A 23,868-nucleotide genomic window follows, 5' to 3' on the forward strand; every position below is an offset into this window, starting at 1 on the left:
CTGCTCCCTGAGTCCTAGGTGCTCCCCCTGGGTAGACCCCGTACTCCTCGAGAACTCATCGCCGTACACCCCGGCGCCACCGCCCGCACCTGCGGTTAGGCTCGGGACGTGACGACCTAGATCCCGTACGACTTCCGTACGACCTCCATGAGAGCCAGATCCGTACGACCCTGATCCGTACGACCATGATCCACACGACCCAGATCCGAGGGAGGCCGAGGATGACGGCGCCGGGGCGCAGAAGCAGCACCTTCACGCGACTGCTGCGGCACGGCTTCACCGATCCCTCGGCGGCCGAGCGGCTTCTGGAGAGCGCGGAGCTCGCGCCGATAAGGAACGACCCGGTCCTGCTGGAGGCCCTCGGCGCCACCGCCGACCCCGACCTGGCCCTTCAAGGTCTGGTACGGCTGCTGGAGGCGCAGTCCGAGGACACCCCCCGCCGCGAGCTGCTGGACACCCTGATCGCCGCGAAGCCGCTGCGCGACCGGCTGCTCGGGGTGCTCGGCGCCTCCGCCGCCCTGGGCGACCATCTCGCCCGGCACCCGCTCGACTGGCACGCCCTCGTGATGTACGAGCCGCGCGACCTCCACCCCGGGGTGGAGGAGTTCGAGCGCGGGCTCGACGACGCCACCGACCCGGTCGCCCTGCGCGTCGCCTACCGCCGCTGCCTGCTCTCCATCGCCGCCCGTGACGTGTGCGGCACCACCGACCTCGCGCAGACCGCCGCCGAACTCGCGGACCTCGCCACCGCCACCCTGCGCGCCGCCCTCGCCATCGCGAGCGCCGACGCACCCGACGACGCCGCGCTGTGCCGGCTCGCGGTGATCGCGATGGGCAAGTGCGGTGGCCACGAGCTGAACTACATCTCCGACGTCGACGTCATCTTCGTCGGCGAGGCCGTCGACGGCGCCGACGAGGGCAAGGCGCTCCGCGCGGCCACCAAGCTCGCCGCGCACATGATGCGGATCTGCTCCGAGACCACCGTCGAGGGCTCGATCTGGCCCGTCGACGCCAACCTGCGCCCCGAGGGCCGCAACGGCCCGCTGGTCCGCACCCTCGCCAGCCACCTCGCGTACTACCAACGCTGGGCGAAGACCTGGGAGTTCCAGGCCCTGCTGAAGGCCCGGCCGGTGGCCGGCGACCTCGCGCTCGGCCGCGAGTACGTCGACGCGCTCGAACCCCTCGTGTGGAAGGCCGCCGAGCGCGAGAACTTCGTCACCGACGTGCAGAAGATGCGCCGCCGCGTCATCGAGAACATCCCCGCCGCCGAGATCGACCGCGAACTCAAGCTCGCCCCCGGAGGCCTGCGGGACGTCGAATTCGCCGTCCAGCTCCTGCAGTTGGTGCACGGCCGCGCCGACACCTCGCTGCGCAGCGGCACCACCCTCGTCGCCCTGGAGGCCCTCGCCGCCGGCGGCTACGTCGGCCGCGAGGACGCCGGCCGCCTCGACGACGCCTACCGCTTCCTGCGCACGATGGAACACCGCATCCAGCTCTACCGGTTGCGCCGCACCCACCTCGTCCCCGTCGAACAGGCCGACCAGCGCCGCCTCGGCCGCTCGATGGGCCTGCGCACCGACCCGGTGACCGAGCTGAACCGCGAGTGGAAGCGGCACGCCACCGTCGTACGACGCCTGCACGAGAAGCTCTTCTACCGCCCGCTGCTCGATGCGGTCGCCCAACTCGCCCCCGGCGAGACCAGGTTGAGCCCCGAGGCGGCCCGCGAACGGCTGGTCGCCCTCGGCTACGTCGACCCGGCCGCCGCCCTGCGCCACCTGGAGGCCCTCGCCTCCGGCGTCACCCGCAAGGCCGCCATCCAACGCACCCTGCTGCCCGTCCTGTTGGGCTGGTTCGCGGACTCCGCCGACCCGGACGCGGGCCTCCTCAACTTCCGCAAGGTGTCCGACGCGCTCGGCAAGACCCCTTGGTATCTACGGCTGTTGAGGGACGAGGGCGCCGCCGCCGAGAACCTCGCCCGCGTCCTGTCGGCCGGCCGGCTCGCCCCCGACCTGCTCATGCGCGCCCCCGAAGCGGTCGCCCTGCTCGGTGACGGCGACGGCGGCAGTGGCCTCGAACCCCGCAATCGCGCGCACCTGGACCAGGAGATACTCGCCGCGGTCGGCCGCGCCGACGGCGCCGTCCAGGCGGTCACCTTCGCCCGCGGCGTCCGCCGCCGCGAACTCTTCCGTACGGCCGCCTTCGACATCGTCGGCTCCTACGGCACCGAGACCCAGCCCGTCGAGGCGGACCAGGGCGCTCTCGTCGACCGGGTCGGCGGCGCCATCTCCGACCTCACCGCCGCGACCCTCGCCGGCACGCTGCGCGCCGTCGTCCGCGAAGGCTGGGGCGACACCCTGCCCACCCGCTTCGCCGTCATCGGCATGGGCCGCTTCGGCGGCCACGAACTGGGCTACGGCTCCGACGCGGACGTCCTGTTCGTGCACGAACCCCGCGAGGGCGTCGCCGAGCGGGAGGCCTCCGAGGCCGCCAACAAGGTCGTCTCCGAGATGCGGCGGCTGCTCCAGGTCGCCAGCTCGGATCCGCCGCTGCTCATCGACGCGGATCTCCGGCCGGAGGGCAAATCGGGGCCGCTCGTACGGTCGTTGAAGTCCTACGAGGCGTACTACCGCCGGTGGTCCTTGGTGTGGGAGTCCCAGGCGCTGCTGCGGGCCGAACCCGTCGCCGGGGACGGCGATCTGGGCCGGCGGTTCATCGAGCTGATCGACCCACTCCGGTACCCGGCGGAGGGCCTCGGCGACGACGCCGTACGGGAGATCCGGCGGCTCAAGGCCCGTATGGAGTCCGAGCGGCTGCCCCGCGGGGCCGACCCGACCCTGCACACCAAGCTGGGGCGTGGAGGGCTCTCCGACGTCGAGTGGACCGTGCAGCTGATGCAGCTTCAACACGGGTGGGCCGAGCCGGGGTTGCGTACCACCCGTACGCGAGCGGCCCTCGCGGCGGCTTGCGCGGCCGAGCTCATCTCCGCCGAGGACGCGGAGACCTTGGACGAGGCGTGGGTGCTGGCCACGCGAGTCCGTAACGCGGTGATGCTGGTCCGGGGGCGAGCGGGAGACACGTTCCCTTCCGACCCACGCGAACTGGCCGCCGTGGGGCGGTACTTGGGGTATGGACCTGGGCACGTGGGAGACATGCTGGACGACTATCGGCGGACTACTCGGCTGGCTCGGGGTGTCGTGGATGTTCTGTTCTACGGGGCTTGACGGGCGGGAAGTGGGCGGCGCAGCCCATCTCGACGACCTGGAGTAAGAGGTCACGTCCGTGGGTCCCGGACCCTGTGCCGACCGCGGAGGCCGTGACCCCCGATGCGCTCGTACGCCCCGTACGCCCCCCGAAGCCGCTGCGAACGATCCGCGGGCCGTCCGCAAGGCCGCCCCACCACAACCGCCCCTGGAGGCGTTCCTGAGGGCCCTGAGGAACGCGGGGACCGGCAGCACCCCCTAGGGGCGCGGGGAACTGCGCGACCAGCCACAACGGCGCAGCACCCGAAAAACGACCCGACCGAGCAGTCAGGCCTTCGTGGGCAACCAGGAGCCGTCCGCACCCCGTACCGCCACCGTCCGCGGCAAGGCATACGGAAACGCGCCGTACCAGAGCCGTGAGACCAGGAAGCCGAACGTCAGGCACAGCATGCCCCCCACCGCGTCGAGCCAGAAGTGGTTGGCCGTGGAGACGATCACCATCAGGGTCAGGGTCGGGTACAGCAGCCCCAGGATCCGCACCCAGGGAAGTTTCGCCAGCGCGAAGATCGTCAGCCCGCACCACAGGGACCACCCGATGTGCATGGACGGCATCGCGGCGTACTGGTTCGACATGTGCTTCAGATCGCCGGACGCCATCGACCCCCAGGTCTGGTGGACCATGACCGTGTCGACGAAGTGGCTGCCGTTCATGAGCCGCGGCGGCGCCAGCGGGAAGAAGTAGTACCCGACCAGGGCCACGGCCGTCGTGGCGAAGAGGACGAGCCGGGTCGCCGCGTACCGCCCCGGATGGCTGCGGTACAGCCACACCAGGACACCGAGCGTCACCACGAAGTGCAGTGTGGCGTAGTAGTAGTTCATCCCGACGATCAGCCAAGTCACCGAGTTCACGGCGTGGTTGACCGACTGCTCGACGGCGATGCCGAGATCGTTCTCGACGCGCCAGATCCAGTCGGCGTTGCGCAGCGCCTCGGAGCGCTGCTCCGGCACCGCGTTGCGGATCTGTGAGTACGTCCAGTAACTCACCGCGATCAGCAGGATCTCGAACCACAGCCGGGGCCGGCGCGGAGTCCGCAACCGGCGCAGAAAACCCTGCCCCGCGGCGTCCGCGACGGGGCTCGGAACGGCGTCTTCACGGCCTTCCAATGTCGTCACGGTGGTCTCACCCATAGACACAAAGTCTGCCAGAAAAGGCTTCCGCGACCGATCATCCCTTGGTCGGGTCCGGCTCGCATGTTCTACGACGGGAAGAGTCCCCGGACTCCTACCAGCGCACGGGACACCGCCATGTTTTTCTCCCCCTCAGGGACGATTCCGGTCCCCAGGGGCCGAAGCCGTCGACCCGCGCACCACCAGTTCCGGCATGAACACGAACTCGCTGTGCGGGGCAGGCGTCCCGCCGATCTCCTCCAGCAACGTACGCACCGCGGCCTGACCCATCGCGGGCACCGGCTTGCGGATCGTCGTCAGCGGCGGGTCGGTGAACGCGATCAGCGGCGAGTCGTCGAAGCCGACCACCGACACGTCCTTGGGCACGTCGAGCCCCCGCTGCCGGGCCGCGCGTATCGCACCGAGCGCCATCATGTCGCTCGCGCACACCACGGCCGTGCAGTCGCGGTCGATCAGCGCGGCCGCCGCGGCCTGTCCGCCCTCCAGCGTGTACAGCGAGTGCTGCACGAGCCGGGTCTCCACGTCCTCGGCGGTCAGGGCCAGTTGGTCCTGCATCGCGCGGACGAAGCCCTCGATCTTGCGTTGTACGGGTACGAACCGCTTCGGCCCCAGGGCCAGTCCGATGTTCGTGTGCCCGAGCGAGACGAGGTGGGTGACCGCGAGGGTCATCGCGGCGCGGTCGTCGGGGGAGATGAACGGCGCCTGCACCTTCGGCGAGAAGCCGTCCACGAGCACGAACGGCACGCCCTGCGCCCGGAGTTGCTCGTAGCGCTGCATGTCCGCGGAGGTGTCCGCGTGCAGACCGGAGACGAAGATGATGCCGGCCACCCCGCGGTCGACGAGCATCTCGGTCAACTCGTCCTCGGTGGAACCGCCCGGGGTCTGGGTGGCGAGCACCGGGGTGTAGCCCTGCCGGGTCAGCGCCTGCCCGATGACCTGCGCCAGGGCGGGGAATATCGGGTTCTCCAACTCCGGTGTTATCAGGCCCACCAGGCCCTCGCTGCGCTGCCGCAGCCGTACCGGACGTTCGTAGCCGAGTACGTCGAGGGCGGCGAGGACGGACTGACGGGTGGTGGCGGCGACGCCAGGCTTGCCGTTGAGGACGCGGCTGACGGTCGCTTCGCTCACCCCCGCCTGGGCGGCGATGTCGGCAAGCCGTGTGGTCACGGGAGTGGACTGTACCGGCCGTCGGCGCGCTGCGGGTTGCTGCGTCATCGCGATCCCTCGTGTTCTGGTCGGCGTACGGCATGCGGCAAGAGCTTGCAGAGTCTTGCACAAGTGTCCCCTTGCCCGCTCAGCCGCACCAGCCATGGGTTTCAGGGGGATCGAGGAGAGGTCACGGGACAGTAACTCTCGGTCCGTCTTGCAGTTTTTTGCAGCAAGGACTTTCGCAACGCTTACATCGCTGTTACGTTCGGCGACGCCCGGCGGCCGCGAAGGCGCAGCCGGTGAGTCGCAGGGGCGGCGGACGGGCCCGCCCCCTGCATCACACGGGCTTTCACCCTCAAGGAGAACTCATGCGGCGTGGCATAGCGGCCACCGCGCTGGTGGCGTCCCTCGCCCTCGCGGCGACGGCCTGCGGCGGCAGTGACAGTGACAGCGGCAAGTCGGACGGGCCGGTCACCATCACCTGGTGGGACACCTCCAACGCCACCAATGAGGCGCCCACGTACAAGGCCCTGGTCGCCAAGTTCCAGGCGGCCAACAAGAACATCAAGGTCAAGTACGTCAACGTGCCCTTCGACCAGGCGCAGAACAAGTTCGACACCGCCGCCGGCTCCAAGGGCGCCCCGGACGTGCTGCGTTCGGAGGTCGGCTGGACCCCCGCCTTCGCGAAGAAGGGCTACTTCCTGCCGCTCGACGGCACCGAAGCCCTCGCGGACCAGGCGAAGTTCAAGTCGAACCTGATCACGCAGGCCCAGTACGAGGGCAAGACCTACGGCGTGCCGCTGGTCACCGACACCCTCGCGCTCGTCTACAACAAGGCCCTCTTCAAGCAGGCCGGCATCACCCAACCGCCCGCCACCTGGGACGAGTTGAAGGCCGACGCGGCGAAGGTCAAGGCCAAGGCGAAGGTCGACGGCTACTGGGGCTCCACCCAGGCCTACTACGCGCAGACCTTCCTCTACGGCGAGGGCACCGACACCGTCGACGCCTCCGCGAAGAAGATCACCGTGGACTCCGCCGCCGCGAAGAAGGCCTACGGCACCTGGCTGAGCCTCTTCTCCGGCACCGGCCTGCACAAGGCCGACACCACCGCGGACGCCTACGCCCACATCCAGGACGCGTTCGTCAACGGCAAGGTCGCCGCGATCATCCAGGGCCCGTGGGAGATCACGAACTTCTACAAGGGCTCGGCGTTCACGGACAAGTCGAACCTCGGCATCGCCACGATCCCGGCCGGCTCCACCGGCAAGTCCGGTGCCCCGACCGGCGGTCACAACCTCTCGGTCTACGCCGGCTCGGACTCCGCGCACCAGAAGGCGGCCCTGAAGTTCGTCAACTTCATGACCTCCGCGGCCTCCCAGTCGACGATCGCGCTGAAGAACTCGACCCTGCCGACCCGCGACGACGCCTACACCGCCGCCGTGAAGTCCGACCCGGGCATCGCCGGCTTCCAGGGCGTCCTCGGCGCTGCCCAGCCGCGCCCGGCGCTCGCCGAATACAGCTCCCTGTGGGGCCCGTTGGACACCGAGCTGCCCAAGGTCGCCGGGGGCAAGGAGTCCCTCGACAAGGGTCTGAGCAACGCCGAGCTGGCGATCGCCAAGCTGGTCCCGGACTTCAGCAAGTAGCCCCGCACGGCCGTCGGATCCGCAGTAACAGCCTGGGGGACGGATCCGACGGCCATCGGCCCGCGCTGCCGTAGTCCTCGAACCCGCCGTGCCCGCTTGAACTTCCAGAAGGTGTCGAACGAACCATGACAGTCGCCATCGACCGCGCGACCGGCAAGCGCCACGGTGACCGCGCACCCCGGCCCGGACCGGGCCAACGACTCAAGTACGGCTACCAGAAGCACTGGTACGCGTACGCGATGATCATCCCCGTGGTCGTCGTGCTCGGCGTCCTCGTGCTCTACCCCCTGGTGTACGGCCTCTACCTGACGCTCACCGACGCCAACAGCCTCAACACCGCGCGCACGATCGGCGTCAACCACATCGACGCCACCTACAAGTTCATCGGGCTCGACAACTACAAGGACATCCTGTTCGGCCCGACGTCGTACGACCGCTTCTGGTCGCACTTCATCTGGACGATCGTCTGGACCGCGCTCTGCGTCGCCCTCCACTACACGGTGGGCCTCGCGCTCGCCCTCCTGCTCAACCAGAAGCTGCGCGCCCGCACCTTCTACCGGCTGATCCTGATCCTGCCGTGGGCCGTCCCCACCTTCGTGACGGTCTTCGGCTGGCGCTTCATGCTCGCCGACGGCGGCATCATCAACTCCGCGCTGCACAGCCTGCATCTGCCCCAGCCCGACTGGCTGGAGAGCACGTTCTGGCAGCGGTTCGCCGCCATCATGGTCAACACCTGGTGCGGTGTGCCGTTCATGATGGTCTCCCTGCTCGGCGGCCTGCAGTCCATCGACACCTCGCTCTACGAGGCCGCCGAGATGGACGGCGCGACCCCCTGGCAGCGCTTCCGCTACGTCACCCTGCCGGGCCTGAGGTCGGTCAGCTCCACCGTCGTCCTTCTCGGCGTGATCTGGACCTTCAACCAGTTCGCCGTGATCTTCCTGCTGTTCGGCAACACCGCACCCGACGCGCAGATCCTCGTCACCTGGTCGTACTTCCTCGGCTTCGGCCAACAGCCGCGCGAATTCGCCCAGTCGGCCGCCTACGGCATCCTGCTGCTGGCCATCCTGATCGTCTTCACCTCCTTCTACCGCCGCTGGCTGAACCGCAATGACCAACAGCTCGCGATCTGAGGCAGGAGTCCCCATGAGCACCACGACACCACCGCAACGGACCCGCCGACGGGGCGAGTTGAGCCGCTCCGGCACCCTCGCCTCGCACGGCGTCCTGATCGTCGCGAGCCTGATCGCGCTCTTCCCGATCGCCTGGCTGGTCTTCCTCTCGCTCGGCCCGGACTCGGACGACTATCTCCACCCGGCCGGCATCTGGAAGAAGATGACGTTCGGCAACTACTCGTTCGTGCTCCAGCACACCGAGTTCTTCGACTGGTTGAAGAGTTCGCTGATCGTCTCGCTGGGCACCACGGTCATCGGTGTCACGATCGCCGCGACCACCGGATACGCCGTCTCGCGCATGCGGTTCCCCGGGTACCGGAAGTTCATGTGGGTGCTGCTGGTCACCCAGATGTTCCCGATAGCGGTACTCATCGTGCCGATGTACCAGATTCTGGCCGATCTGCAGCTCATCGACAGCTACCTTGGTCTCATCCTCGTCTACTGCTCAACGGCGGTGCCGTATTGCGCCTGGCTGCTCAAGGGCTACTTCGACACGATCCCGTTCGAGATCGACGAGGCGGGACGCGTCGACGGGCTCAACCCGTTCGGCACGTTCGCGCGCCTGATCCTGCCGCTCGCCAAGCCGGGCCTCGCGGTCGCCGCGTTCTACAGCTTCCTCACGGCCTTCGGCGAGGTCGCCTTCGCCTCGACGTTCATGCTGTCCGACACCAAGTACACCTTCGCGGTCGGACTGCAGACCTTCGTCAGCGAACACGACGCGCAACGCAACCTGATGGCGGCGACAGCGGTACTGATCGCGATACCCGTGGCCGCGTTCTTCTACCTGGTACAGAAAAACCTGGTCACCGGCCTGACAGCAGGCGGCACCAAGGGCTAGAAGCGCCCATGACTGTGGCGCCCCCAAAGGGGCGCGGGGAACTGCGCGCCCAGCCCCCACTCAGCCGCACCACAATCTCGAGGCGGCCATGACGTCCATCCGACCCCGCTGACGCCATGGCCGCCTCGTCTCCAACCACCCCCGCCCAGAACCCCGTCACGCACCAAGGACGCCATGACCCAGCAGCACTCCGTCATCGCCCCGGCACAGACCCCCGCCAAGGCCCAGCGCAGCGACCGGCGCGGCGACTGGTGGAGAGACGCCGTGATCTACCAGGTCTACCCCCGCAGCTTCGCCGACAGCAACGGCGACGGCATGGGCGACCTGGAAGGCGTACGCGCCCGACTCCCGTACCTGCGCGACCTCGGCATCGACGCCGTCTGGCTCAGCCCGTTCTACGCCTCCCCGCAGGCGGACGCCGGCTACGACGTCGCCGACTACCGCGCCGTGGACCCGATGTTCGGCAACCTGCTCGACGCCGACGCGCTGATCCGCGACGCCCACGGCCTCGGCCTGCGCATCATCGTGGACCTGGTCCCCAACCACTCCTCGGACCAGCACGAGTGGTTCAAGCGGGCGTTGAGGGAGGGCCCCGGCTCACCGCTGCGGGAGCGCTACCACTTCCGCCCCGGCAAGGGCGAGCACGGCGAACTCCCGCCCAACGACTGGGAGTCCATCTTCGGCGGCCCGGCCTGGACCCGGGTCACCGAACCGGACGGCTCGGCGGGGGAGTGGTATCTGCACCTCTTCGCCCCCGAGCAGCCCGACTTCAACTGGGAACACCCCGCGGTCGGCGACGAGTTCCGCTCGATCCTCCGCTTCTGGCTGGACATCGGCGTCGACGGCTTCCGCATCGACGTGGCCCACGGCCTGGTGAAGGCGGAGGGCCTGCCCGACCTCGGCTCGCACGACCAGCTCAAACTGCTGGGCAACGATGTCATGCCGTTCTTCGACCAGGACGGCGTCCACGACGTCTACCGCCAGTGGCGCACGGTCCTCGACGAGTACGCGGGCGAGCGCATCTTCGTGGCGGAGGCATGGACGCCGACGGTGGAGCGGACGGCCAACTACGTCCGCCCGGACGAACTCCACCAGGCCTTCAACTTCCAGTACTTGTCGACGGATTGGGACGCCGAGGAGCTGCGTACGGTCGTCGACCGCACCCTGGAGGCCATGCGCCCGGTCGGCGCCCCCGCCACCTGGGTCCTCTCCAACCACGACGTCACCCGGCACGCCACCCGCTTCGCCAACCCGCCCGGCCTCGGCACCCAGATCCGCACCGCCGGAGACCGCGAGCTGGGCCTGCGCCGGGCCCGCGCCGCGACCCTGCTGATGCTGGCGCTGCCCGGCTCGGCGTACGTCTACCAGGGCGAGGAGCTCGGCCTGCCCGACGTCGTCGACCTCCCGGACGAAGTCCGCCAGGACCCCGCCTACTTCAGGGGCGCCGGCCAGGACGGCTTCCGGGACGGGTGCCGGGTGCCGATCCCGTGGACGCGTGACGGATCGTCATACGGCTTCGGCAGCGCGGGCAGTTGGCTGCCGCAGCCGGACGGCTGGGGTGAGCTGAGCATCGAGGCGCAGACCGGGACGCCCGGTTCGACGCTGGAGCTGTACCGGTCCGCGCTCGCCGCCCGCCGCACGCAGCCGGACCTCGGCGCGGGCGACTCCGTGGAGTGGCTGCGGGCGCCCGAGGGCGTACTCGCCTTCCGGCGCGGGGAGTTCGTGTGTGTCGCGAACACGAGCGGGGAGTCGGTGACGACCTCGGCGTACGGCCGTCTCCTGCTCGCCAGCGGTGAGGTGACCGAGGCGGACGGCGAGGCGAAGCTGCCCGCCGACACGACGGTGTGGTGGACCACCACCCCGTAACTGCCGCTCCGCCACGGGAAGTTCTTGCAGCAACTTCACACGGCCCGCTGCCCTTTTGGGCGGCGGGCCCTTAACATCTGGGCGACCGCAAGGTTTCCACGGTCTTTCAGCAAGAACCTTCAAGGACCTTCAACGGAGAAGGAACCCCCACATGGCCAACAGCAGATCACTTGCAGGTGCCTTCGCCCTCGCCGCCGCGACGGCCCTCCTGGTGCCCGGCACCGCGCACGCCTCCCCGCCCGGCTCCAAGGACGTCACCGCCGTCCTCTTCGAGTGGAACTTCGCCTCGGTCGCGAAGGAGTGCACCAACACCCTCGGCCCGGCAGGCTACGGCTACGTCCAGGTCTCCCCGCCCGCCGAGCACATACAGGGCTCGCAGTGGTGGACGTCGTACCAGCCGGTGAGCTACAAGATCGCCGGGCGGCTCGGCGACGCGACCGCGTTCAAGAACATGATCAGTACGTGTCACGCGGCCGGTGTGAAGGTCGTCGTCGACACGGTCATCAACCACATGTCGGCGGGCAGCGGCACCGGCACCGGCGGCTCGTCGTACACGAAGTACAACTACCCCGGCCTGTACTCCTCGTACGACATGGACGACTGCACGGCGACGGTCAGCGACTACACCAACCGCGCCAACGTCCAGAACTGCGAACTGGTCGGGCTCGCCGACCTGGACACCGGCGAGGAGTACGTCCGCGCCACGATCGCCGGCTACATGAACAGCCTCCTCGGCTACGGCGCCGACGGCTTCCGCATCGACGCGGCCAAGCACATCCCGGCGACCGACCTCGCGAACATCAAGTCCCGCCTGACGAACCCCTCCGCGTACTGGAAGCAGGAGGTCATCTACGGCGCGGGCGAGGCCGTCCAGCCCACCGAGTACACCGGCAACGGCGACGTCCAGGAGTTCCGCTACGCCTACGACCTCAAGCGGGTCTTCAACAACGAGAACCTCGCCTACCTGAAGAACTACGGCGAGGGCTGGGGGTACATGAGCAGCTCGGTCGCGGCGGTCTTCGTGGACAACCACGACACCGAGCGCAACGGCTCGACCCTCAACTACAAGGACGGCGCGAACTACACGCTGGCCAACGTCTTCATGCTCGCCTACCCGTACGGCGCCCCGGACATCAACTCCGGCTACGAGTGGTCGGACGCGGACGCGGGACCGCCCAACAACGGTGCGGTGACGGCCTGTTGGCAGGACGGCTGGAAGTGCCAGCACGCCTGGCCCGAGATCAAGTCCATGGTCGCCTTCCGCAACGCGACCCGCGGCCAGTCCCTCACCAACTGGTGGGACGACGGCAACGACGCGATCGCCTTCGGCCGCGGCAGCAAGGGCTACGTCGCCATCAACCACGAGACGTCGTCGCTGACGCAGACGTACCAGACCTCGATGTCGGCGGGCACGTACTGCAACGTCCAGAACAACACCTCGGTGACCGTGAACTCCAGCGGCCAGTTCACGGCGACCCTGGGCTCGAACACGGCGCTGGCGATCTACGCGGGCAAGTCGAGCTGCTGATCGGCGAGTTGGGCGGCGGCGGTGCGAGGGGACGCACCGCCGCCGCCCGGCCCCCAAGAGGTCAGGGGGTGACGGTGATGTGCTTCGCCATGGCCGTCACGGAGAGGTCGCCGTGGTCGACCCACTGGGGGAGGGCCAGCGTCTTGTGCTGGGTGGAGGCGGGCGGGGTGATCTCCAGGTAGCCGGCGTGGACCGCGCCCGAGGTGCCGGTGTTGGCGTGGGTCCAGGCGACGACGGCCTCGGCGCTCTCGCCGTCCTTGAGGGTGAGGGTCTTCTTGCCCGGGTCGTGCGCGTACCAGGTGTTGCCCCACGTGGTGTGGGTCGTCAGCTTCTTGTGCGCGGAGTTCTCCAGGCCCAGGCCCGGGTAGCCGCGCAGCGCGCAGGTCTTGCCGCTGAGGTTGCGCAGCCGGATGACGACACCCTCGTGGTTCATCCCCCCGGCGAGCTGCTGACCGTAGGTGGCCTTCAGTGCGGCGGCCGAGCAGGTCGGCGTCGCCTTCGCGGTGGCCGTACCGCTGGAGGTCGCGGCGTTCGCGGTCCCCGCCAGGCCCGCGAGCCCGAGGCCGACGACGGCCCCCAGGCCGATGATCGTGCGCCCCACCCTGCGGTCCGCGCGGCGCCCCTGCTTGGTGGTGGCGGCCTGGTCGGTGGTGTTCTGGACTTCGTTCACGGTCATGATCCCCACTCCTGCTCCGCGGGCCGTGGTCTGCGGCCCGCACCGTCCTTCTGTGCCGTACACAAGGTTCGATGCATGCCACAGCGGTTTTGTTCGCGGAAGAGGCGGAAGAATTTTCCCGCCATCGTCTGCTGAAAGTTCTTTCCGCGCCTTTCACGACTCTTGCTGCAACCCTTGCGTCGGCGATACGGTCTCGCCGGGGTCGGACCCGAACTGAGCCGTAATCGCAAGGAGTTCACGCCTGTGATACCGAGATGGCCGGCGCCCCGCACGCGCCGCACCGAGCGACGGAGAAGGGCCACGGGCGTCATCGTCGCAGCGCTCCTCGCGGCCTTCGTCCAACCCCTCGCCGCCCACGCGGCCGCCCCGCCCGCACCCCCGTCGGATGCCAAGCTGGCCGCGACGCCCGCCCGGCACGACGACACCCGCGAGCAGTTCTACTTCGTGATGCCGGACCGGTTCGCGAACGGCGACACCTCCAACGACCAGGGAGGGCTGACCGGTTCACGCCTCAGCACCGGCTACGACCCCACCGACAAGGGCTTCTACCAGGGCGGCGACCTCAAGGGCCTGACGAAGAAGCTCGACTACATCAAGGGCCTCGGCACCACCGCCATCTGGATGGCCCCGATCTTCAAGAACCAGCCCGTGCAGGGGACCGGTGCCGAAGCGTCCGCCGGCTACCACGGTTACTGGATCACGGACTTCACCCAGGTCGACCCGCACTTCGGCACCAACAAGGACCTCGCGACCCTCATCTCCAAGGCCCACGCCAAGGGCATGAAGGTCTTCTTCGACGTCATCACCAACCACACCGCCGACGTCGTCGACTACGAGGGCAAGTCCTACGACTACCTCTCCAAGGGCGCCTTCCCGTACCTCACCAAGGACGGGCAGCCCTTCGACGACGCCGACTACGCGGACGGCAGGAAGACGTCCCCCAAGGTCACCACGTCCTCGTTCCCGAAGACCCCGACCGTCCCCGCCGGCAAGGCGAACGCGAAGGTCCCGGCCTGGCTCAACGACCCGACGATGTACCACAATCGGGGCGACTCGACCTACGTCGGCGAGAACGCCACCTACGGCGACTTCTCCGGCCTGGACGACCTGTGGACCGAACGTCCCGAGGTCGTCAGCGGCATGGAGAAGATCTACGAGAAGTGGGTCCGCGACTTCGACGTCGACGGCTTCCGCATCGACACCGTGAAACACGTCGACATGGACTTCTGGACCCAGTGGGCCACCGCCCTCGACACCTACGCGGCGCAGCACGGCCGGAAGAACTTCTTCATGTTCGGCGAGGTCTACTCCGCCGACACGTCCGTCACCTCGCCGTACGTCACCCAGGGCCGCCTGCACGCCACCCTCGACTTCCCCTTCCAGGACGCGGCCCGCGCCTACGCCTCCCAGGGCGGCAGCGCGCAGAAGCTCGCGAGCGTCTTCGGCGACGACTACAAGTACACGACCGACAAGGCGAACGCCTACGAGCAGGTCACCTTCCTCGGCAACCACGACATGGGCCGCATCGGCTACTTCCTCGATCAGGACAACCCGAAGGCCACCGACGCCCAACTCCTCGCCAAGGACCGGCTCGCCAACGAGCTGATGTTCCTCAGCCGCGGCAACCCCGTCGTCTACTACGGCGACGAACAGGGCTTCACCGGCTCCGGCGGCGACAAGGACGCCCGCCAGCCGATGTTCGCGTCGAAGATCGCCGACTATCTCGACGACGACGAGATCGGCACCGACCGCACGGCCGCGAGCGACTCCTACGACTCGACAGCCCCGCTCTACAAGCAGATTGCCGCTCTCTCGAAGCTTCGCAAGGACAACCCGGCCCTCACCGACGGCGTGCAGACCGAGCGCTACGCGGCCGACGGCGCCGGTGTCTACGCCTTCACCCGCACCGCCAGGAACGACGAGTACGTCGTGGCCCTCAACAACGCCGACACGGCGAGGACGGTGACCTTCGCGACCGGTTCGCCGGACATGAAGTACCGGGGGATCTACGGCACTTCGGCCACCGCGACGAGCGGCGCCGACAACAAGGTGACCGTCACCGTGCCCGCCGGTGCCGCGATGGTCCTCAAGGCGGCCGGTGCCCTCGCCAAGCCCGTCACCAAGCCCACGATCACCCTCAAGGCCCCGGACACGGGCGCCACCGGCACCGTCGAACTGAGCGCCGACGTCACCGGCGGTCAGCTCGACCGGGTCGTCTTCGCCGCCCAGACCGGCAACGGCAGATGGCAGACCCTGGGGTCGGCCGACCACGCCCCGTACAAGGTCACGCAGGCGATCGGCAAGGACGTACCGGCCGGAACAGCCCTGCGCTACAAGGCGGTTGTGGTCGACTCGACCGGCCGCACCGCGAGCGCAACGGCCGCCTCCACCACCGGCACCCCGCCCGCCGAAGCGGTCCCCACCGCCTCCTCGCGCGACTACGCGATCGTCCACTACAAGCGCGCCGACGGCGACTACGCCGACTGGGGCCTGTACGCCTGGGGCGACCTCGCCGACGGCGAGGCGACGACCTGGCCCGCGAGCCATCCCTTCGTCGGCCGGGACGCCTACGGCGCCTTCGCCTACGTCAAGTTGAAGCCCGGGGCGACGAACGTCAGCTTCCTGGTGATCGACAAGGACGGAGACAAGGACGTCTCCGCCGACCGTTCGATCGACGTCACGCAGACCGGCGAGGTCTGGATCGAGCAGGGCAAGGAGGCCGTACAGACGCAGCGGCCCGACTACCCGGCGCAGGACACCACCAAGGCCGTCATCCACTACCACCGCACCGACGGCGACTACTCCGGCTGGGGGCTGCACGTCTGGACGGGTGCCGCGAACCCCACGGACTGGTCGAGCCCGCTCCAGCCGGTGAAGACCGACGCGTACGGCGCCGTCTTCGAGGTACCGCTCAGCTCCGATGCCACCAGCCTCAGTTACATCCTGCACAAGGGCGACGAGAAGGACCTCCCCACCGACCAGTCGCTCGACCTCAAGACCAACGGCAACGAGGTGTGGCTGTTGAGCGGCCAGGAGAAGTACCTCCTGCCGCAGCCCGCCGGGAGTGCGGCCGCCCTCGACCTGACCACCTCCAAGGCGGTCTGGATCGACCGGAACACGGTCGCCTGGAACGGCTCCGACGCCGCCGCCTCCACCCAGCTCGTGTACTCCCACGACGGCTCGATCGCCGCGAAGGACGGCACGCTGACGAGCGACGACGAGCGCTGGCTGCGGCTGTCCAGGACCACGCTCACCGACGCCCAGAAGGCCAAGTTCCCTTACCTGAAGGACTACGCGGCCTGGTCCGTCGACCCGCGTGACCGGGGCCGGGTGAAGGAGGCCCTGGAGGGTCAGCTCGTCGCCTCCCAACGGGCCGTGAACGGGGCTGTGTTGGCCGCGACTGGCGTGCAGATCGCCGGCGTACTCGACGACGTCTACGGCTCCGCGACCAAGGCCGACCTCGGCCCGACCTTCCACAACGGCCGTCCCACGCTGGCCGTCTGGGCGCCGACCGCGCAGAGCGTGTCCCTCGACCTCGACGGCTCGCTCAAGAAGATGACCCGGAACGCCAGCACCGGCGTCTGGTCCGTCACCGGTCCCGCCTCCTGGAAGAACAAGCCGTACCGGTACGTCGTGAAGGTGTGGGCGCCGACCGTGCGGAAGGTCGTCACCAACGAGGTCACCGACCCCTACTCGGTCGCCCTCACCACCGACTCGAAGCAGAGCCTCGTCGTCGACCTCGCGGACAAGTCCCTTGCCCCGAGCGGCTGGTCGGGCCTGAAGAAGCCGAAGGCGGTGCCGCTGAAGGACGCGGAGATCCAGGAGCTGCACATCCGCGACTTCTCCGTCGCGGACACCACGGTCCCCGTGAAGGACCGGGGGACCTACCTCGCCTTCACGGACAGGAACAGCGACGGCTCCAAGCACCTGCGGCAGTTGGCCGGGTCCGGGACGTCGTACGTGCATCTGCTGCCCGCCTTCGACATCGCGACCATCCCCGAGAAGAAGTCCGATCAGTCCACCACCGACTGCGACCTCGCCTCCTACGCCGCCGACTCGGAGCAGCAGCAGGCGTGCGTGGCGGCCACAGCCGCGAAGGACGCCTACAACTGGGGTTATGACCCCTACCACTTCACGGTTCCGGAGGGTTCGTACGCGACCGACCCGGACGGCACCGGTCGTACCGTCGAGTTCCGCAAGATGGTCAAGTCGCTGAACGAGGACGGCCTGCGGGTCGTCATGGACGTGGTCTACAACCACACGGCGGCCAGCGGTCAAGCGGACACCTCGGTGCTCGACCGGATCGTGCCGGGCTACTACCAGCGGCTGTTGGCCGACGGCAGCGTCGCGAACTCCACCTGCTGTGCCAACACGGCCACCGAGAACGCCATGATGGGCAAGCTCGTCGTCGACTCCGTGGTCACCTGGGCCAAGGAGTACAAGGTCGACGGCTTCCGCTTCGACCTCATGGGGCACCAGCCGAAGGCCAACATCCTCGCCGTGCGCAAGGCGCTCGACGCGCTGACCCTCGCGAAGGACGGCGTCGACGGCAAGAAGATCATCATGTACGGCGAGGGCTGGAACTTCGGCGAGGTCGCCGACGACGCCCGCTTCGTGCAGGCCACCCAGAAGAACATGGCCGGCACGGGCATCGCGACCTTCTCCGACCGGGCCCGTGACGCCGTACGCGGCGGCAGCCCCTTCGACGACGACCCGGGCATCCAGGGCTTCGCCTCCGGGCTCTACACCGACCCCAACTCGTCCACCGCGAACGGCACTTCGGCCGAGCAGAAGGCCCGCCTCCTGCACTACCAGGACCTCATCAAGGTCGGCCTGAGCGGCAACCTCGCGAAGTACCGCTTCACCGACACCGACGGGAAGGACGTCACCGGCGCCGAGATCGACTACAACGGCGCCCCCGCCGGCTACGCGGACGCGCCGGGCGACGCCCTCGCCTACGCCGACGCGCACGACAACGAGTCGCTGTTCGACGCCCTCACCTACAAGCTGCCCGCGACGACGAGTGCCGCCGACCGGGCCCGGATGCAGGTCCTCGCGATGGCCACGGCCACCCTGTCGCAGGGGCCGTCGCTCTCGCAGGCCGGGACCGACCTGCTGCGCTCCAAGTCCCTGGACCGCAACTCCTTCGACAGCGGGGACTGGTTCAACGCGATCCACTGGAACTGCGCCGACGGCAACGGCTTCGGCCGTGGCCTGCCGACGGCCGCCGACAACGCGTCCAAGTGGCCGTACGCGAAGGGTCTGTTGACGTCCGTGAAGGTCGGCTGCGGGCAGATCGACGGGGCCTCGGCCGCGTACCAGGAGCTGCTGAGGATCCGTACGACCGAGCCCGTCTTCTCGCTCGGTACGGCCGCGCAGGTGCAGTCGGAGATGTCCTTCCCGCTGTCCGGTAAGGACGAGACGCCCGGGGTGATCACCATGGAACTCGGGAATCTCGTGGTCGTGTTCAACGCGACGCCGACCGAACAGGACCAGCGCGTCGGAGCGCTGGCCGGAACCGGCTACCGTCTGCACCCGGTGCAGGCGGGAGGTGCCGACGCCACCGTGAAGGCGGCCTCGTACACGAAGGGGACGGGTACCTTCGCCGTTCCGGGTCGCACTGTGGCGGTATTCACCCGGACACCCTGAAAGCGCATTACCGTAGTGGGGCAGGCTGTGGTCACCGGCCTGCCCCACCGGTGTGTCAAAGGGCCAGGTCTGAATAATGGACGTCAACGGCAAACTGACGCACGCGACCGTGCTGGTCGTCGACGACGAGCCGGCGAGCCGGTTCGCGGTCGAGAGCGTGCTGAGCCGTGCCGGGCATCGGGTCCTGGCGGTCGGCAGCGGCGCCGAGGCGCTCGCCGAAGTCGATGTGCGGCTGCGTAAGGGAAACCTCCCGGACGTGGCGCTGATCGACGTGCACCTGCCGGACATGAGCGGCTTCGAACTGTGCGGGCTGCTCAAGGAGCGGCCGCGGATGGCGGGCCTGCCGGTCGTGCACGTCTCCGCGCTCGCCGCACCGCCGAGCAACCGCTGCCAGGCGCTCGACGCGGGCGACGAGGCCTTCCTGACCGTGCCCGCGGAGCCCGAGGAGATCGAGGCGGCCGTCCGGTCCGCGGTGCGCGCCGCCCAGCTGCGGGCCGACGACCAGGCGCTCGTCAAACGGCTGACCCTGCTGTCCGAGATGATCGTCACCATCCAGGCGGCGCGCTCCCTCCAGGAACTCGTCGACGTCGCCGCCGACGGCACCGCACGGCTCACCGGCACCCCGGCCGCCGTGTTCGTCCTCGACCGGGACGACCAGCTCTACCGCGGCCTGCCCCGCGACCGCACCGCCGTGGCACTGCCGGGCGAGGACGCCGACCGGGCCGTCGCCCGGCTGCTGCGCAGGCTCTCCCAGGGCCAGTCCGGGGTGCAGATCACCACCGTGCCCGCGCCGCTGTGGCCCACCGGGTTCTTCCGGCCCGGTGTGGAGCACGACGCCCGGCTCGCGCTCGTCCTCACCCAGGAGGGCCGGGCCCCCGTCTGCCTCGCCGCCCCCACCCGCGGACTGCGCCGGGTCGGCCCCGAGGCCGGCGCGCTGCTCGCCCAGCTCGCCCAGGCCACCGCGCTCGCCGCCGAGCCGCTCCTCATGTACCAGGTCGAGCGGCACGTCGCCCTCACCCTCCAGCGCAGCTTCCTGCCCAAGCCGGACCGGCTGCCCGAACTCCCGGGCGTGAGCGTCGTGGTGCGGTACGTGCCCGCGTCCCTGGACACCGAGATCGGCGGCGACTTCTACGCCGTCCTGAAGGTCGGCTCGCGTGTGCTCTTCGCCGTCGGTGACGTCGTCGGGCACTCGCTGGAGGCGGCCACCGTGATGGTCGAGATACGGCACGCCCTGCGCGCCTACTGTGTCGACGAGAGCGACCCGAGCGTCCTCGCCGAGCGGCTGGACCGGATGCTCCAGCACTACCACCTGGAGACCACGGCCACCGTCTGCCTGGTCCTCGTCGACCCGGACACCGGGCGCACCCTCATCTCCAACGCGGGGCACATCCCGCCGCTGATCATCCGGGACAGCGGCAGCGCGGACTACGCCAAGGCGTCGGGCCCGCTGCTCGGCGTGGGCCTGCCCCATCCGCCGCCCACCGAGCTGTTCCTCGAACCCTCCGACCGGCTGCTGATGATCACCGACGGCCTCATCGAGACCCGCGGCACCGACCTGTCCGCCTCGATGGACCAGCTCCGCGCGGCGGCCTCCGGCGCCCTGCCCGGCCTGGACGCGCTGTGCGACACCCTGCTCGACTGCTTCGGCGTCGACCGGGACGACGACATCGCGATGCTGGCGCTACGGCTGGGGTGAGCCCGCGGGCGGCTAGGGTGAGCCCGTTGTTGGCTGAGAAACAGGAGCGCCTGATGCCGCAGATCACCGTCGACCACTCCCACACGATCTCCTTCGACCAGGACGGTTTCGCCCGTGCGCTGCACCAGGCGGTGGTCGAGATCGCCGCGGCGAAGCCGGAGGCGTGCAAGACGCAGTTCCGCCCGAGCGAGTACACCGCCTTCGGGTACGAGGGTCTCGACGAGCTGGGCCACACCGTCGTCCACGTCACCCTCGGACTGCTCGCCGGGCGCAGCGAGGAGACCAAGGCCAAGCTGACCGAGAAGGTCCTTGAACTGCTCCGCGAGTACATCGACGAGGACGGCTCCGTGCTGCACGCCTCGGCCGAGGTACGCGAACTGGACGCGTCCTACCGGAAGTTCGAGCGCTAGACCCTGTCCTGCGGCTGCTAGGACGCGAGCGCGATCAGCCGGACGACGAGGTCGCTGAACGGCCCGTCGCCCGGCTCGTGCCGGAGCGACTCACGCAGCAGCCCGCTGAGTTCCTCGTCGTAGGCCGCGCTGACCGCCGCCAACGCCCCGAAGTCGTGCACGAGTTGGCGTTCCAGCTCGGCACGCGGGATGCGCCGGCCGTCCAGCCAGATCAGGGCCGTCGACTCGACGAGCGAGATCCACGACCGGATCATCAGCTCCAGCCGCGCGGGCGGGTCCTGGACCTTCATATGGGACAGGATCTGGAGATACGCGGCCTGCCGCACCCCGTCGACCAACGCGTTGGTGGTGGACGAACCCACCGCGGGACCGCCGCGCATCAGTGCCGCGAAACCCGGCCCGTGGTCGTCCACGAAGTCGAAGAACCGGGCCATCACCCGCAGCAGCCGTGATCCCAGCGAGCCCTCCTCGGCGACCACGAACCGCCCGGCCAGATCGTCCGAGGCGCGCTGCAACGCGGCCTCGTACAAGCTGAGTTTGCCGGGAAAGTAGTGGTAGACCAGCGGCCGGGAAATGCCCGCGGCCGCGGCTATCTCGTCGATGGAGACCTCGTCGGGCGAGCGATGGCTGAAGAGGTCGAGAGCGACGCCGATCAACTGCTGCCGCCGTTCCTCGACTCCCATCCTGCGGCGAACCCCGGTACTCATGCGAACACCTTACCGATCGGAACCGGACCTCAACGGCCCGGTCCGCCCAAGGTCGTTCACATGTCCAGCACGATGCGCTCACCGCGGGCCCTGGATACACAGATCAGCATCGAGTCATCACGCTCCGCGTCCGTCAGCAGCTCGTCCCGGTGCTCCACCTCCCCTTCCACGACGCGCTGTTGGCAGGTTCCGCAGAACCCCTGTTCGCAGGAGTAGAGCGTGTCGGGCAGCTCCGCCCGGACGGCGGCCAGCACCGTGGAGTCGGCGGGCACGGTCAACGTCCGCCCGCTGCGCCGGAGTTCGACCTCGAAGGCCGTGTCCCCGCGCGTTCCGCCGCCCAACTGGGTCCGGGGCGCGAACCGTTCGAGCCGCACGTCCGGGAACCGCTCCGCCACGGCCGCCATCAATCCCTCGGGCCCGCAGCAGTAGACGACGGCACCCTCGGGCAACTCCGCCAGCAACGCGTCCAGTTCGGGCCGCCGTCCGCTCACGACGGTGACCCGGTCCGCGCCGAACTCCGCCAACTCGTCGAGGAACGGCATGGAGTCGGACGTACGGCCCGCGTACACCAGCCGCCAGTCGGCGCCCTCGGGCAGCGCCCGCAGCATCGGCAGCACCGGGGTGATCCCGATCCCGCCGACGACGAAGACGTACGACGGCGCCTCGATCAGCGGGAACCGATTGCGCGGCCCCCGGACCTCCAACTCCGCGCCCTCCCAGACCTGTTCATGCACCTCGCGCGACCCGCCCCGGCCGTCCTCCACCAGCCGCGTGGCGACCGTGTACGACGAGGTGTCCGCCGGGTCCCCGCACAGCGAGTACTGCCGCACCAGCCCCGAGGGCAGCACCAGATCAATGTGCGCCCCGGGCTCCCAGCGCGGCAAGTCCGCACCTTCCAGGCGCAGTTGTACGACGCCCTCGGCGACCGTCTCCCGCGCGGCGACCCGGAGCCGCAGTGCCCGGGTGCGCGGCCGGCCGGAGATCGGCGGGTCGAGCGCGGGCAGCGGCCACAGCGGCGAGGCCCGCACCCGGCGCCGCAGCGCGCGGCGGGTCAGCAGGGCGGCACCGGCCAGGACGGCGACGGTGAGCGGCTTCGGCACTACTCCGCCCTCTTCTCGGCGGCCACCGCCGCGGGCGAGGACGCGAGGTAGGCGACGGCCTGCTCGGTGCTGCCCTCCTGGGAGGGGTGGTAGGCGCGGCTCAGGTAGCGGGGTATGGACCTGAGCATGTCGCCGGTGGCGGGCAGGGTGCCGCGCTTCCCGGCGACGTAGAAGTCCTTGAAGCTCACATGGGCGTCGACGAGGGTCGGGTCGTTCGCCATGAAGAAGCGGGAGCCGCGCTGCCACAGGAACATCAGGGCGGCGAACGCGGTCGCCCAGGTGCGGGCGCGCCGCCGGTAGCCGCCGTCGACGTGCATGAAGAGGTCGAAGGCGACGGAGCGGTGCTCGACCTCCTCGGCGCCGTGCCAGCGCAGCAGGTCCAGCATGGTCGGATCGGCGCCGCGCCGGTCCAGCTCCTCGGCGTTCAGCACCCAGTTGCCGAGGAACGCGGTGTAGTGCTCGATCGCCGCGATGATCGCGACCCGCTCCAGCAGCCACCACCTGCGGGCCCTGCCCGGCGGCAGGGTGCGGTCGCCGAGCAGCTTCTCGAAGAACCAGTCGACCTGCGCGGTGTACGGCGTCGGGTCGAGGCCCAGCTCCCTGAGGTGGGGGAGGACCTCGTCGTGGGCCTGGGAGTGCATCGCCTCCTGGCCGATGAACCCGATCACGTCCTCGCGCAGCCGGTCGTCCCGGATGAGGGGCAGCACCTGCTTGTAGACGTGCACGAACCACCGCTCACCGGCGGGCAGCAGCAGGTGCAGCACGTTGATCGTGTGCGTGGTGAAGGGGTCGCCGGGCACCCAGTGCAGTGGGGTGCCCTCCCAGGAGAAGGACACCTTTCGGGCCTTGAGCGGCGTGTTAGACATGGCGTCAATGTACTGACGGGTAAGTCCCTGGGGAAGCCTTGTGCGGGGACTTGTTGACGTGAATGTCAGCTAGGGCCGGTTTCTTTGGGTGCGGGTCCGTCGTGGCTGGTCGCGCAGTTCCCCGCGCCCCTTTGGGCGCGGGACCTCGCCCGGCACTCAATCCGCCCTCCCGAGAACCGC

Annotated in this window: 15 protein-coding genes; 9 read left to right on the forward strand and 6 right to left on the reverse strand. The window is 69.3% G+C overall.

The genetic code is table 11. The features are described from left to right. Positions 1-221: 221 nt before the first annotated feature. A complete protein-coding gene (locus OHT77_RS31760; RefSeq protein WP_328831841.1) occupies positions 222-3,221 on the forward strand; it encodes a bifunctional [glutamine synthetase] adenylyltransferase/[glutamine synthetase]-adenylyl-L-tyrosine phosphorylase in 3,000 nt (999 codons plus the stop codon). A gap of 306 nt (positions 3,222-3,527) precedes the next feature. Here the strand turns inward: OHT77_RS31760 and OHT77_RS31765 are convergent, their stop codons facing one another. Together OHT77_RS31765 and OHT77_RS31770 are read right to left on the reverse strand one after the other, a co-directional pair. Then, positions 3,528-4,388 (reverse strand): phosphatase PAP2 family protein, encoded by an 861-nt coding sequence (locus OHT77_RS31765; protein WP_328831842.1) that lies wholly within the window; start codon positions 4,386-4,388, stop codon positions 3,528-3,530. Positions 4,389-4,520: 132 nt separating this feature from the next. Then, positions 4,521-5,555 (reverse strand): LacI family DNA-binding transcriptional regulator, encoded by a 1,035-nt coding sequence (locus tag OHT77_RS31770; RefSeq protein ID WP_328831843.1) that lies wholly within the window; start codon positions 5,553-5,555, stop codon positions 4,521-4,523. Between the two features lie 350 nt (positions 5,556-5,905). Between OHT77_RS31770 and OHT77_RS31775 the strand changes: the two genes are divergently transcribed. From OHT77_RS31775 to OHT77_RS31795, 5 genes are all read left to right on the forward strand, one after another. Next, positions 5,906-7,180 (forward strand): extracellular solute-binding protein, encoded by a 1,275-nt coding sequence (locus OHT77_RS31775; RefSeq protein ID WP_328831844.1) that lies wholly within the window; start codon positions 5,906-5,908, stop codon positions 7,178-7,180. A gap of 125 nt (positions 7,181-7,305) precedes the next feature. Beyond that, positions 7,306-8,310 (forward strand): carbohydrate ABC transporter permease, encoded by a 1,005-nt coding sequence (locus OHT77_RS31780; protein WP_266767958.1) that lies wholly within the window; start codon positions 7,306-7,308, stop codon positions 8,308-8,310. Positions 8,311-8,323: 13 nt separating this feature from the next. Continuing rightward, positions 8,324-9,190: a sugar ABC transporter permease gene (locus OHT77_RS31785; RefSeq protein ID WP_328831845.1), complete on the forward strand. Its 867-nt coding sequence runs from the start codon at positions 8,324-8,326 to the stop codon at positions 9,188-9,190. A 174-nt stretch (positions 9,191-9,364) separates the two neighbouring features. Then, the gene (locus OHT77_RS31790) at positions 9,365-11,056 is read left to right on the forward strand and encodes a glycoside hydrolase family 13 protein (RefSeq protein WP_328831846.1); all 1,692 of its coding nucleotides are present in this window, start codon (positions 9,365-9,367) and stop codon (positions 11,054-11,056) included. A 151-nt stretch (positions 11,057-11,207) separates the two neighbouring features. Next, a complete protein-coding gene (locus OHT77_RS31795; RefSeq protein WP_328831847.1) occupies positions 11,208-12,584 on the forward strand; it encodes an alpha-amylase in 1,377 nt (458 codons plus the stop codon). A gap of 61 nt (positions 12,585-12,645) precedes the next feature. Here the strand turns inward: OHT77_RS31795 and OHT77_RS31800 are convergent, their stop codons facing one another. Next, positions 12,646-13,260 (reverse strand): DUF4232 domain-containing protein, encoded by a 615-nt coding sequence (locus tag OHT77_RS31800; RefSeq protein WP_328831848.1) that lies wholly within the window; start codon positions 13,258-13,260, stop codon positions 12,646-12,648. Between the two features lie 243 nt (positions 13,261-13,503). Here OHT77_RS31800 and pulA point away from each other — a divergent pair, with 243 nt between their 5' ends. The 3 genes from pulA (at position 13,504) to OHT77_RS31815 (ending at position 21,015) form a co-directional block, all read left to right on the forward strand. Next, positions 13,504-18,909, forward strand: a complete 5,406-nt coding sequence (gene pulA, locus OHT77_RS31805; RefSeq protein WP_328831849.1) for a pullulanase-type alpha-1,6-glucosidase — start codon at positions 13,504-13,506, stop codon at positions 18,907-18,909. 76 nt (positions 18,910-18,985) lie between these two features. Further along, positions 18,986-20,605 (forward strand): fused response regulator/phosphatase, encoded by a 1,620-nt coding sequence (locus OHT77_RS31810; protein ID WP_328831850.1) that lies wholly within the window; start codon positions 18,986-18,988, stop codon positions 20,603-20,605. Between the two features lie 53 nt (positions 20,606-20,658). Beyond that, complete coding sequence (locus OHT77_RS31815; RefSeq protein ID WP_328831851.1) at positions 20,659-21,015, forward strand: 5-carboxymethyl-2-hydroxymuconate Delta-isomerase; 357 nt, start codon at positions 20,659-20,661, stop codon at positions 21,013-21,015. Between the two features lie 17 nt (positions 21,016-21,032). On the opposite strand, the gene OHT77_RS31820 is transcribed toward OHT77_RS31815, so the two are convergent. From OHT77_RS31820 to OHT77_RS31830, 3 genes are read right to left on the reverse strand one after another with little or no spacing between them, the layout of a single operon-like run. Next, entirely contained in the window at positions 21,033-21,722 is a 690-nt protein-coding gene (locus OHT77_RS31820; protein ID WP_328831852.1) for a TetR/AcrR family transcriptional regulator, read from the reverse strand. 56 nt (positions 21,723-21,778) lie between these two features. After that, entirely contained in the window at positions 21,779-22,822 is a 1,044-nt protein-coding gene (locus OHT77_RS31825; RefSeq protein WP_328831853.1) for a PDR/VanB family oxidoreductase, read from the reverse strand. Continuing rightward, on the reverse strand, positions 22,822-23,688 hold the full coding sequence (locus OHT77_RS31830; protein ID WP_266767945.1) for a metal-dependent hydrolase: 867 nt from the start codon (positions 23,686-23,688) through the stop codon (positions 22,822-22,824). Before OHT77_RS31830 ends, OHT77_RS31825 begins: the two co-directional genes overlap by 1 nt. Positions 23,689-23,868: the final 180 nt, after the last annotated feature.

This window comes from Streptomyces sp. NBC_00252 (assembly GCF_036187565.1).
Classification (GTDB): Bacteria; Actinomycetota; Actinomycetes; order Streptomycetales; family Streptomycetaceae; genus Streptomyces.

Bases quoted from the DNA above. Each gene is read 5' to 3' on its own strand.
- OHT77_RS31810 (WP_328831850.1), top strand. From the start codon at position 18,986: ATGGACGTCAACGGCAAACTGACGCACGCGACCGTGCTGGTCGTCGAC.
- OHT77_RS31780 (WP_266767958.1), top strand. From the start codon at position 7,306: ATGACAGTCGCCATCGACCGCGCGACCGGCAAGCGCCACGGTGACCGC.
- OHT77_RS31800 (WP_328831848.1), bottom strand. From the start codon at position 13,260: ATGACCGTGAACGAAGTCCAGAACACCACCGACCAGGCCGCCACCACC.
- OHT77_RS31775 (WP_328831844.1), top strand. From the start codon at position 5,906: ATGCGGCGTGGCATAGCGGCCACCGCGCTGGTGGCGTCCCTCGCCCTC.
- OHT77_RS31815 (WP_328831851.1), top strand. From the start codon at position 20,659: ATGCCGCAGATCACCGTCGACCACTCCCACACGATCTCCTTCGACCAG.
- OHT77_RS31760 (WP_328831841.1), top strand. From the start codon at position 222: ATGACGGCGCCGGGGCGCAGAAGCAGCACCTTCACGCGACTGCTGCGG.
- OHT77_RS31765 (WP_328831842.1), bottom strand. From the start codon at position 4,388: ATGGGTGAGACCACCGTGACGACATTGGAAGGCCGTGAAGACGCCGTT.
- OHT77_RS31785 (WP_328831845.1), top strand. From the start codon at position 8,324: ATGAGCACCACGACACCACCGCAACGGACCCGCCGACGGGGCGAGTTG.
- OHT77_RS31790 (WP_328831846.1), top strand. From the start codon at position 9,365: ATGACCCAGCAGCACTCCGTCATCGCCCCGGCACAGACCCCCGCCAAG.
- OHT77_RS31820 (WP_328831852.1), bottom strand. From the start codon at position 21,722: ATGAGTACCGGGGTTCGCCGCAGGATGGGAGTCGAGGAACGGCGGCAG.
- OHT77_RS31830 (WP_266767945.1), bottom strand. From the start codon at position 23,688: ATGTCTAACACGCCGCTCAAGGCCCGAAAGGTGTCCTTCTCCTGGGAG.
- OHT77_RS31795 (WP_328831847.1), top strand. From the start codon at position 11,208: ATGGCCAACAGCAGATCACTTGCAGGTGCCTTCGCCCTCGCCGCCGCG.